This is a genomic window from Collinsella sp. An271, from assembly GCF_002159695.1.
GTDB classification, from domain to species: Bacteria; Actinomycetota; Coriobacteriia; order Coriobacteriales; family Coriobacteriaceae; genus Collinsella; species Collinsella ihumii.
Genome location: NZ_NFJE01000005.1, coordinates 132,338 through 144,074 on the forward strand (window position 1 = coordinate 132,338; position 11,737 = coordinate 144,074).

At 62.5% G+C, this 11,737-nt stretch carries 7 protein-coding genes; 3 read left to right on the top strand and 4 right to left on the bottom strand.

Annotated features, from left to right (window positions below):
- Positions 1-36 precede the first annotated feature (36 nt).
- Complete coding sequence (rlmN, locus tag B5F74_RS06150) at positions 37-1,080, bottom strand: 23S rRNA (adenine(2503)-C(2))-methyltransferase RlmN (protein ID WP_087200890.1); 1,044 nt, start codon at positions 1,078-1,080, stop codon at positions 37-39.
- 85 nt (positions 1,081-1,165) lie between these two features.
- Between rlmN and B5F74_RS06155 the strand changes: the two genes are divergently transcribed.
- Together B5F74_RS06155 and B5F74_RS06160 are read left to right on the top strand one after the other, a co-directional pair.
- Positions 1,166-2,179 carry a D-alanine--D-alanine ligase gene (locus B5F74_RS06155; protein WP_343217550.1) on the top strand — a complete coding sequence of 338 codons (1,014 nt, stop codon included), beginning with the start codon at positions 1,166-1,168 and terminating at the stop codon, positions 2,177-2,179.
- 39 nt (positions 2,180-2,218) lie between these two features.
- Positions 2,219-5,089, top strand: a complete 2,871-nt coding sequence (locus B5F74_RS06160; RefSeq protein WP_239283379.1) for a helicase C-terminal domain-containing protein — start codon at positions 2,219-2,221, stop codon at positions 5,087-5,089.
- A 63-nt stretch (positions 5,090-5,152) separates the two neighbouring features.
- On the opposite strand, the gene B5F74_RS06165 is transcribed toward B5F74_RS06160, so the two are convergent.
- Both B5F74_RS06165 and B5F74_RS06170 read right to left on the bottom strand, forming a co-directional pair.
- On the bottom strand, positions 5,153-6,073 hold the full coding sequence (locus B5F74_RS06165) for a WYL domain-containing protein (protein WP_087200894.1): 921 nt from the start codon (positions 6,071-6,073) through the stop codon (positions 5,153-5,155).
- The gene (locus B5F74_RS06170) at positions 6,066-7,121 is read right to left on the bottom strand and encodes a WYL domain-containing protein (protein WP_158095710.1); all 1,056 of its coding nucleotides are present in this window, start codon (positions 7,119-7,121) and stop codon (positions 6,066-6,068) included. The genes B5F74_RS06165 and B5F74_RS06170 overlap by 8 nt, the downstream gene beginning before the upstream one ends.
- Before the next feature lie 283 nt (positions 7,122-7,404).
- Between B5F74_RS06170 and B5F74_RS06175 the strand changes: the two genes are divergently transcribed.
- The gene (locus tag B5F74_RS06175) at positions 7,405-11,346 is read left to right on the top strand and encodes a M28 family peptidase (RefSeq protein WP_087200898.1); all 3,942 of its coding nucleotides are present in this window, start codon (positions 7,405-7,407) and stop codon (positions 11,344-11,346) included.
- A gap of 45 nt (positions 11,347-11,391) precedes the next feature.
- Here B5F74_RS06175 and B5F74_RS06180 read toward each other — a convergent pair whose 3' ends face one another.
- Positions 11,392-11,634 carry a glutaredoxin gene (locus B5F74_RS06180; RefSeq protein WP_087200900.1) on the bottom strand — a complete coding sequence of 81 codons (243 nt, stop codon included), beginning with the start codon at positions 11,632-11,634 and terminating at the stop codon, positions 11,392-11,394.
- Positions 11,635-11,737 lie beyond the last annotated feature (103 nt).

The window sequence follows — 11,737 nt, forward strand, 5'->3', positions numbered from 1 at the left end:
CTTAGGTTTCATGTGAAACAATCGATCAATGGTTCACTAGGATTGAATCAGGCGCTGCTTGAGCTGGCCGCAGGCGGCATCGATATCGTTGCCACGCGAGTTGCGGATAGTTGCCTCGACACCATGCATCTGCAGCCGCTTCTGAAGCGTTTCGACCTTCTTCATGGGGGAGGGCTTGAGGAGCGACCCCGGGGTGTCGTTGAGCTGAATGAGGTTGACGTGGCAGAGTGTGCCGCGGCAGAAATCGATCAGGGCTTCCATCTCGGGATTGGTGTCGTTGATGCCGTCGATCATGGCGAACTCGTAGGTCGGGCGGCGTCCGGTCTTCTCGACATACGCTTGAATCGCCTCATGCAGACGGGGGAGCGTGTACTTCTTGACGCCGGGCATCAGCTTGTTGCGGGTGCTTTGAACAGCGGAATGGAGCGAGATGGCGAGCGTGAACTGCTCGGGGAGCTCCGAGAAACGCTTGATGCCGGGAATGACGCCGCAGGTGGAAACGGTCAGATGGCGGGCGCCGATGGCGTAGCCATCCGGATCGTTGAGCATGCGAAGCGCCTCGACGGTCGCATCGAAGTTTGCAAACGGCTCGCCCTGCCCCATGAAGACGACGCTGGTGACGCGCTCATCAAAATCCATGGCGACGTGGCGGACTTGATCGACGATCTCCTGTGCGCTGAGTGAGCGTGTAAGGCCATTGAAGCCCGTCGCGCAGAACGCGCAACCCATGGCGCAGCCCGCCTGAGTCGAGACGCAGACAGCAAGCTTGTTTTTGCTGGGCATGCCGACGGTCTCGACCGACGTGCCGTCGCTGAACTCAAGGAGATACTTGCGGGACCCGTCGTGCGAGACCTGCTTGACGAGTTCTTCGGGAAGGCGGAAGGAGAAGTGCTCAGAGAGCTGTTCGCGCAGCTTTTTGGGGATATTGGTCATCTCCTCAAACGAAGAGACGTGCTTGGTGAAGACCCATTCGCAGATCTGCTTTGCTCGAAACGCGGGCTGGCCGAGTTCCTGGACGAGCTCGGCGATTTCGTCGGCCGTCAGAGAGCGGATGTCGCGCATGCGATTTGAACGTTCCATACAGGACCTTTCAAGGAATCATGGGTAACAACTTACCTATACAATAAGGTAATTGCGCGGGTTCGTATTGAATGAACGGCCCGCATTGGACAAACAACATCATGACGGGCCTGCCCGCGATAAAGGAGTGCAAACCATGGGAAGCGATCAACGAAGCGCTATGCGCATCGCCGTACTGGCGGGTGGAATGTCATCGGAGCGCGAGATTTCGTTCTCCTCGGGAAAGAATGCGGCCGTAGCCCTTCGGGAGGCGGGTTTTGGCACCGTCGACCTGCTTGATCCTGCCGACAAGGGCTTTCTGGATGGTATCCGCGCGGGTGGCTACGACGCTGCATTCATCGCCCTGCATGGTGCTGGCGGCGAGGACGGCATGATTCAGCACCTGATGGAGTACCTGGACATGCCGTACACCGGTTCAGATGCGCTTGCCAGCGCGTGCGGTGTCGACAAGGATCTTTCCAAGGCCCTCTATGAGCGCGCGGGTATTCCGGTGGCGGACGGCGTCGCCATCCGCCGCGGCGAGAAGGTCGATCCGGACGCGATCGTCGCATCGCTCGGACACGACCTGTTCGTCAAGCCGGCGATCAACGGATCGAGCTATGGCGTGACCAAGGTATCCGATGCGCAGGAGCTGCCTAAGGCGATTGAGCGGGCATTTGAATACAGCAGCAAGGTCCTTGTCGAAACATGCCTGACGGGTACGGAGATCACCGTCGGCGTTTTTGGCGATGACGATTCCTTGCGTGCGCTGCCTATCGTGGAGATCTGCTGTCCCGATGAGGTCGACTTCTACGATCTCTCCGTGAAGTACGTGGTCTCGGACAGCATTCACCGCATTCCCGCCCGTCTCCCCGAGGACGTGTACGCGCAGGCGCAAGAGCTCGCCTGCCGTGCGCATCGCGCGCTGGGGTGCTTCGGGTTCTCCCGCACCGACTTCATCGTGACGAAGGACGGTCCGGTGATTCTTGAGACGAACACGATCCCTGGCATGACGGAAACCTCGCTGTTCCCTGACGAGGTGCGTCATGAGGGTCGTGCGTTCTCCGACGTGTGCGCCGAGCTGGTCGACATGGCGATCGCTCGCCATGGGCGCAAGTAGGGACATCGGATGCCGGATTTGACCATACGGAACGCGGTGATGGCGGGAACCCCCGAATTCATCGTGCAGAATTACGAAACGCTAGCCGAGCGCGCACAGACGCGTTCGTTCGGCCTGATCGAGGAGGACGTGATCGTCCTCGATACCGAGACCACGGGTCTTTCGGTGCAGGACAACCGGCTTATCGAGATCGCCGCGGCCCGTCTGAGGGGCCGGGAAATCGTCGACAGGTTCGACACCTTCGTGCATCCGGGCGTTCCGATTCCCGACGAGATCGTCCGTTTGACGGGCATTACGGATGCCGATGTCGCTCACGCGCCGTCTCCTGAGGAGGCGGTCGCCCTGCTCGAGGATTTTGTCGGCGGTTGCCCCGTTATCGCGCATAACGCCGCGTTCGACCGCTCGTTCATCGAGGCGGTCAAGGGAGGCGTTCGCGTCAGCGACGTGTGGATCGATTCACTTGCCCTGTCGCGCATCGCGCTTCCGCGCCTGTCTTCGCACAAGCTGTCGAATTTGGCCGAATTGTTCGGGTGCAGTGCCGTCTCGCACCGGGCGATCGATGATGTCGAGGCGCTGTGCGGCGTCTGGCGCATCCTGCTGGTGGCGCTGAGCGATCTGCCGCGGGGACTGATGCGCCACCTGGCGGATATGCACCCCGACGTTCCGTGGAGCTATCGCCCCATCTTCTCGTTCTTGGCGGGGGAGGATCCCGATGCGATCTTCTCGCTCGCCGCCGCCCGCACCGAGGTGCTTCGCGCGCAGGCCCCCGAGGAGCGCATCGATGCCGATAACCTGCCGTTTCTCTCGATGCCGACCTCCGAGGAGATTCGCGCGCACTATGCGCCGGGCGGCCTGGTCAACCGGATGTATCCCGAGTACGAGCCTCGCGCCGAGCAGGTGCAGATGGCGTGCGAGGTGCGCGATGCCCTCGCGACCGGCACGCATCGCGTGATCGAGGCGGGAACGGGCGTCGGCAAATCCATCGCCTACCTCGTGCCGCTCGCCGAGGCGGCTCGCCGCAACCGCGTGACGGTAGGCGTCGCCACCAAATCGAACAACCTTGCCGACCAGCTCATCTATCATGAGCTGCCGCGCCTGGCGCGCGAGATCGAAGGCGGCCTGACGTTCTGTGCGCTCAAGGGGTACGATCACTACCCCTGCCTGCGCAAGCTCGAGCGCCTGAGCCGCTCCGATGCGGAGATCAAGACGACGCGTGACCCTGCTGACACGCTGACGGCCGTTGCGGTCATCTACGCATACGTCTGCCAGTCGCCGACGGGGGATCTCGATGGCCTTGGGATCCGATGGCGCAGCGTCAACCGCGCGGATCTGACGACCCCTTCACGCGAGTGCGCCCGCAGGCTCTGCCCGTTTTTCCCTGACAAGTGCCTTGTACACGGCGCTCGCCGGCGCGCGGCGCGCGTGGATGTCGTCGTGACCAACCACTCGCTGCTGTTCCGCAACGTTGCGGCGGACGGCAAGATATTGCCCCCGATCAGGCATTGGGTCGTCGATGAGGCGCATTCCATCGAGCGTGAGGCGCGCCGCCAATGGGCGGTGACCGTGTCGGCGGATGAGTCTCGTTCCATATTCGAGCGACTGGGCGGCGAGCGCTCGGGCGCCTTGGGGCAGTTGATTCGCAATCTCGCCGGGTCAGACGCCATGACGCTGTATATGGGACTGTCGGCCAAGGCGGTGGCGACGGTGCAGCGCGCCTCGCTTGCCATGGCCGAGGTGTTCGACGGGGTCCGCGACCTCGCGCGCCGCGGAAGGTCGGACGGGTATGACGCCGCGAACATCTGGATCGGTCCGGATATGCGCGAAAGCGACGGTTGGCAGCACTTCCTGCCTATCGCCCTGACAGCCGTCGATGCGCTCGAAGAGGCCCAGCGCAACGTGTCGTCGCTGGTGGAGACCGTTGCCGAGGACAAACCCGACCTCGTGGTCGATGTGGCCGACGGGGCGCGGCGGTTGAAGGAGATGCTCGACGGCCTTGACCTCATCGTAAAGGGTGAAAACGACCGCTACGTCTACTCGCTTCAGGTGAATCGTCGCCTGCGCGCCGGTGGCGAGTCGCTGACCGCGGAGTTGCTCGATGTCGGCGAGATGCTGGCCGAGCGCTGGCTTCCCGAGGTGCACACGGCGATCTTCACATCCGCTACGATCTCCATCGCAGGAGCTTTCAACCACTTTGAGCGCGCGGTCGGTCTCGATCGTCTCCCGCAGGGTTCCTCGCGGGCGCTGCATCTCGATTCGAGTTACGACTTCGATGAGAACATGACGGTGGTGGTGGCGGGCGACGTGCCGGACCCGCGCAACCGCGATGCGTATCTGGGGACGCTCGAGCAGCTGCTCGTCGATGTCCACATCGCAATGGGCGGGTCGGCGCTCACGCTGTTCACCAACCGTCGCGACATGGAGGATCTCTATGCTCGCGTCGAGCCCAAGCTGGCCGCCGTCGGCCTCGAGCTCGCCTGCCAGCAGCGCAGTGCCTCGGCACGTCAGCTGCGCGATCACTTCATTTCCGAGAAGTCCTCGTCGTTGTTTGCGCTTAAAGCCTTTTGGGAGGGCTTCGATGCATCCGGGGACACGCTGCGCTGTGTGGTGATCCCGAAGCTGCCGTTCTCGAGCCCGACCGACCCGCTTGCGTGCGAGCGCGGCTTGCGCGAGGAGCGGGCATGGGCGCAGTATGCGCTGCCTGAAGCGGTTCTCGAGGTCAAGCAGGCTGCCGGCCGCCTGATTCGCTCGTCATCCGATGTCGGCGTGCTGGTGCTCGCCGATTCTCGCCTGGTGACCAAGGGCTATGGCAAGAAGTTCCTCAACTCGTTGCCGACCTCGGGATATCAGCGCATCGAGAGCAACCAGGTCGGGCGCTATCTTGAGCTGTGGAGGCGCGCGCACGAGCACTAGAAGATATGACCGATACCTGAACGGTTGCAATGGGTTGGAACGAACCCGTCCCCAAATGACCCATTACGCTATGAGCAGGCTGCGGGCGTAGGCGACGAACCGGTCGCGTACGCCCTGCGGCTCGACGATGGTGCATGCGCCTCCCGCTGCGAGAATCTGGTCGAACAGCCATGGTTCGGAGGAATAGAAAACGGTGCACAAAGAAGTGCCCTTTCCGTCCGAGACGACCTCCCCGATGCCGGCCCAATCGAGCTGCGCGAGGTAGCCGTCTTCCATCTTCAGGCGCGCTCGGTTGCCCGTGGTCCGTAAGCTCTCAGCTGTTGAACGGTGGACAGCGTCATGCGGAGACACCGAGTCGTCGGTAAACTCAAAACGGTCAATACGGTCAAGACGATAGCGCCGCTCTGCGTCTTTATTGATGTCCCAGGCAATCAGATATACCGCATCGGCTTCTTCTTGCAGGGCAATCGGGTCGATCAGACGCTCGGTCGGGCTCTCTTGTGTGAGCGAACGATAGGCCATCGTGCAGCGAACGCCATCCTCGAGTGCCTCGCCGATCCGTGTGAACCATTGGCCGTAGCGCGACGGCTCTGCAAGTCCTTCGGTCGAGGGGGTCTCATCGAGCGGCATGAGGGAGCGCTGGACGCGTTCGCGCGTCGCATCGTCGATATTCAGTACATCGAGCACGTGCGAGAGCACCATGCCCTCTTCGACGCTCAGCCTGAGCGGCATGATGAGGGCGGAATCCCCAACAAGGCGAATCGTGTTCCCCTCGAGGGAGAGGGCCGCTCGGGCGCCGCTCGATCGGTCGGAGAGCGCGCCGAGCGTGCTGACGATCGAAGGGATATCCTGCGCGGGGACGCCGAGTGCGCGTGCGGCATCGTTGATGTCGAGGGTTTGTTGGGGCGCGGCCGTGAGTGCCTCGAGCAGGCGGATGCCCAGGGCGATCATGCGCTCGGTGGTGATATTCGGTGTGTTAGCCATGCGATTCGACCGCCTTGTCAATCATCGTGTTCCATGCGTCGACCAGCTGCTTTGGACTCTGCGGGCGCATGCCCATCTGCGCGTGCGCCAGGGCGAATTGCGCGGCTGCGCGCATGTCGCTGACCTTGACCGTCCAAATCCATGCGCCCGTATCCGGCCGCCGCTCGAGCGCACCGCGCCCTTTGGTGAGCGACTCGATCTCCGCCTGTCCGATACCGTCGGGAAACCTGAAGCTCACGGCTGTGGTCATGCCGCCTGCCATATCGAATGGCATAAACAGGTAGTCGTGGATGTTGAACCAGCGCGGAATGGTGTAGTTGCCCGAAGGACGCCACACACGCGTGATGCGGTCGCCGCGAAACGTTCGGACGCCCCCGCTCTGCTCGTCGAGTCCAACGTAGTAGCTGTGACCGTGTTGGGTGAAGATGCCCCAGATCGCCATGGTCCTCGACGTGTCGCGCCCGCGCGCGTCGCGATAGGCAAATCGAACCTTGCGCTTCAAGGTGTATGCGCTCCAAAGCGCATCGGCGATGCGGTCGCTTGGTGCGGTTCCGATCGCCGCGTGCGCATCTGCATCACGGCCGTCTGCATCATCCGAATCGCTCTGCTTGAGGGGATGGGTCAGTGCGTGGAGGCGGTGCCTGATGTTGATCAGGGCCCTGCGGTAGGGAATCTCCTTACGCGCAAGGCATTCGTCGACGGCTCTCAGCAGGGTGCCCGCATCCTTTTGCGTGATGATGCCGAGCGTGGCGTACGTATTGGCGCGGTCGATGGTCCAGAGGCTCTCCTCGGTCTGCTTCGCACCGGCGGGCCTCACCTCCACGATCGAGACACCGTGTTCGGCGAGCTTCTCGCGGTCGCGCTTGAATTTCTTGAGATCCGATGCACGATTCGCCGAACCGTATCCAAGATCCGAGTCCTGGAGAATCTGCTCGGTGGATAGGGGAGTGGAGGACGCGTTGAGGATGAACAGAAGGTTGAGGACGCGTAGCGCGGTCTCGTTGAGGTCTTCTTGCTGGAGCGATTCGGTGAAGCTGTCGATGTCCATCGTGCGCGCGCCCTTCTGCTGCAGATACGGTGATCGGAAAGGATGCGAGACGTCGCCTTGCGACTGCCGTATGCAGGTGGAAAGAAACCGGTCGCATACGGCGCTTCCTTTGGCCAACCATTTTAGTCGATATGGAGATAGCCGGGTAAACGCACCCCTTTTGTCGGTAAGAGGGATGTAAAGCTGCAGGTAGTTTAAGTTCAGGGTATACTTTCGACTACATACGGATGATGTTGCATTATGCGCATCGTCTGCATATAAGGACAATCGATGTGGAGCCCACATGGCGAATACCCAAAAATATCTGAACCACCTGCTTCAGAACATCGGCATCACCCCCGCATGCAGCGAGGAGGAGCGCCTTGCTGCCGAGGAGATCTCGCGCATCTTTTCGCGGCACGGCTTCGAGCCGGAGGTCCAAGAGTTCACCTCCACCTCGTCGCCCAAACTCGTGCGGGCCATTCTCTGCCTGCTGCTGTTCATCTCCACGGTCCTCATGGGGGTCGGGGGCTTTTTGGGCGTGCTCGGCACGTTGGTGACGATCCTGTGCGCGGCGCTGTACCTGCTCGAGCGCTTCGGCCGCATCACGTTCCCCCAGCTTGGTTCTGGCGGCCTGTCCCAAAACGTCATCGCCTACCACAAGGCTGCCGGCCCGCTCGCCTCGCCGCGCAACCGCCCTGTGGTCGTGGTCGCCCACTATGATTCCCCGCGCGCAGACTTCTTGGCGCAGCCGCCCTTCTCCGCATACCGCCCGCTGCTGGTCAAGCTGCTTCCGTTCGCGGTCCTGGTTCCCGCCATCGTCGTGGTGCTGCGCCTGTTCCCGCTCCCCGATGCGGCCAAGATCGTGCTGTGGGTGCTCGCCATCCTCGTGGCGTTGATTCCGCTGCTCAACGCCGTCGCCATCCTGTGTAACCGCTACGTACTGCCGTATACGTCCGGCTCCGTGTGCAACAAGTCTTCCCTTGCCGCCCTGCTGGGCATTATGGACTCGGTGTCGCCCTATCGCGGCTCGCGCGAGTTCCCCGACGACGTGCCGTTCAGCGAGTACATGGCCGAGCAGCAGCGCATGTACGCCGAGCTCATGCCCGAGGGCGTGGAGCATCCGATGCCCGAGGTCGCCGACGAGGAAGAGCACAACGCCCCTGCCTTCGAAGAGGAAGCTGCGTACGCCGCCGATGAGCTCGCTCCCGCAGCGGATGTTCCCGTTGCGGCCAACGAGCAGGGCGAGGTGGCCGCTTTCGCAGGAGAGACCGTTCAGATGCCCGCGCTCGATGTCGAAGAGCCTGTCGAGGATGCCGGAGCGACGACGGTCTTTGAGGTCATCGATGGCGAGTCCGCCGTCCAGAGCGAGCCGGCTATCCAGGAGGAGCCCGTCTCCGATACGCCCGCTCCCGTCGAGGAGAAGCCCGAAGAGGAGGAGGCCGACGAGCTTCCCGTCAACTCCGCTGGCTGCCTGCGCTACGGCGTCGACGTCATCCGTTCGCTCGGCATGGTGGCCGAGTCCTGTGCAATCGAATACGAGCAGGGTGCGCTTCCCATGCCGAAGCCCAAGGCGGTTCTGAACTTCCGTCGCGCTCCGGAGCCCGCTCCGCAGCAGGTCGAAAAGCTGACTGCCGAGAAACCGGAGCCCGAGACGAGGACCGTCGATCAGGTCCCTCATATCGTTCCCGAGGTCGAGCCCGCGCCGGTGGAGCAGCCCTCCGATCGCATCGATGCGTCGGCGACCGTCTCCATGCCCCAGCAGCCAGCATCCGATGAGCCCCAGTATGCTCAATACGATGAGCCGGTGGACGTGCCGGTCGTCAACGAGATCTCTGAGCCCGCCCCCGCCGAGCCCGAGGCATATCCGGTCATGGATGATCCCTTCGCGTACAACGGATATACCGGCGAAGAGGACGAGCCGGTCGAGGAGACACAGGCCTACGCCTTTGCGGCCGAGTATGAGGAGATGCCCGAGGAGGGCTTCGAGGACGCAGAGGAAGACGAGGACGATTTCGAGGAGATCGACCCCGAGTTCCTCGACGAGTACCAGATCGATGAGCTCGACGAGCCGGTTATGGCTTCCTATGAGGTGGAGGACGAGAACGGCGACTTCGTGCTTGCGGCCGATGAGGACGAATATGCCGATGGCGGTTACGAGCAGGATGCCTTTGACGAGGAGGCCGACGGCGAGGCCGAATACGATGAGGACGAGGCAGCCGAGTACGAGCAGCTCGATGTTGCCGAAGAGGCCGAAGAGGATTCGGATGATGTCGAGGACGAGGCCGCATTCGATGAGGACGACGCTCTGGAGTACGAGGAAGCCGAAGAGGTAGCGGAAGACGACGCGATCGAATACGTCGAGTCCGAAGAGTCCGTCGAGGAGGAAATCGAGGCCGACGAGCTTCCCTACGACGAGTCGATCGACATCGAGGACTCTCAGGAGATCGAGTCGGATGACGAGGCGCTTGAAGACCCCGGTGCCACGACGGTCTTCGAGGCCCAGCCTTTTGCTGACACCATGATCATCGACGACGCCGTGTCCGAGGGTACGGACGATGTCGAGTCCGCCACCCTTGACGCGGATGACGCCGAGGACGATATCGTCTCCGAGGACGATGAACCGATCGCCGCGGAGGGTGAGTCCGAGGACGTCGAGGAGGGCGCTTTCGACGCCTTCGTGTCCGACGACCCCGATGAGATCACGGACTTCAGCGAGTTCGACTTCGAGGGTGACCTCGGCGTCATGGAGGCCATCTACGAGGAGGTCGACGAAGACGAGCCCGAGCAGGACGTTATCGAGAGCGTGACCGATGCGCCGGAGGATGAGTCCACCGACGATTCCGACTCGTTCGAGGTAGAGGCTCAGCCCGTCAATCTCGACGAGACGGTCTCCTTCGATATGGGTGCGGTCGAGCCTCTTGATCAGACCGCCGAGTTCAATCCCGATGCCGTCGATCCGCTCGACCAGACCGCCGCGTATGATCCCGACACCAAGGCTCCGGCCGATGACTTCAGCTCCGACAGCCTCGCGCTCTTCCAGAGCGTGCTGGAGAAGACGGCTGAGGATTCAGATGACGTGATGTTCGATATGCCCGAGATCGCCGACATCGATTCCGCGGCAGCGGCCGATCCCGTGATGGAGGCGGAGGATCAGCCGCATCTCGCCGAGCGCGAGCTCAAGGTTCCCGAGGTGACGCCTGTCGCGGAAGCGGGAGAGCCGGAAAAGCCCCTTACGGGTGCGACCCAGCTGTTCGACATGTCTTCTGCCGCCCCCGCCGCTCCTCAGGCAGCCCCTGCCAAGCCTACCGAGACGGTGGACTCTCTGATGGCGGAGATCGAGCATCATCCTGCCCGTCGTCAGCGCTCCATCAACGTCCCGGATATCGCGAACCCCGCTCCTTCTGCCCCTGCCGCGCCAGCTCGCCGCACCACGACGAATCGATCCGCCCTGCTGGATCTTCCCGACCCCTCCGCGGGCGGTTCCGATCCGTTCGCCGCGGTCGGGACGACGGGTACCAGCCGGCCCGCCATGGGTTCGACGGCCCAGTTCACTGTAGTGAGCTCCAACGACCGCCCCGCCTCTTCCGCTCCCGCGTCCGGAACGTTCGACACCATCTCCGCGCCGGCACCGGATGCGCATAAAAAGAAGCGTCGTGGCCTGTTTGGTCGTAAGAAGCGTCGTGAGGAGAACCTGAACGACTGGCTCGATAACGACGACGGCTGGAAGGGCGGCGCCACGGGCAACGAGCTGCTGACCGAGGACGATCTGCGCGAAGCGGTCGCCTCGCTCGGCGACGACGAGTTGCTCGGTCACGACATCTGGTTCGTCGCGACCGGTGCATCCGAGCACGGCAACGCCGGAATCCGCGAGTTCCTCGAGTCCCATCGCGACAAGCTGCGCGGCGTGTTCCTGATCAACCTCGAGTGCATCGGCGCCGGCAGGCTCGCGATGCTCTCGACTGAGGGCGAGCGCCGTGTGCTCAAGGGCGACAAGCGCATCATGCGCCTCGTCTCGCGCGTCTCCGCCGATTTCCATCATGAGATCGGCGCGGTCGATATGCCTTATGTCGACACCGACGCGCATGCCGCGATGGAGCGCAGCCTGCGCTCGCTGACCATCGCCGGTGTTGACGGCGCGAGCTTCGCTTGCTCGCACAGCCAGGAGGACATCCCGCTGAACATCGACACCTCCAACATCGCGCTGGCAGCGGATGTCGTCACCGAGGTCATTCGCCGCTCCTAGTCCGATATGAAAGAAAGGGCCCGTATCCGGGCCCTTTCTTTTGGCTTAAGCGAGGTGTTCAGCGAGATAGTCGACGATATCCGATGACTCGTACAACGGCTTTCCGTCGATAAACAGGCAGGGCACCTGTCGCTTCCCGCCGACGCGCACGAGTGTTTCCGCCGCCTGGGAGTCGGCGGTGATGTCGCGTATCGGCATCTCGATATCGTGCTTTGACAGGAAGTTGAGTACCTTGTGGCAGTACGGGCAAGACGGCATGATGTAAAGCTCGTACGTTTCGCTGGTCATATGGGTGTCCTTTCTGGTGCATGGGTACATGTCACCTCGTATACCCGATAATTGACGCAGAATCGTGTCGAGGAGGAACTCCCGGCCGCGGCTGCGTAAAATG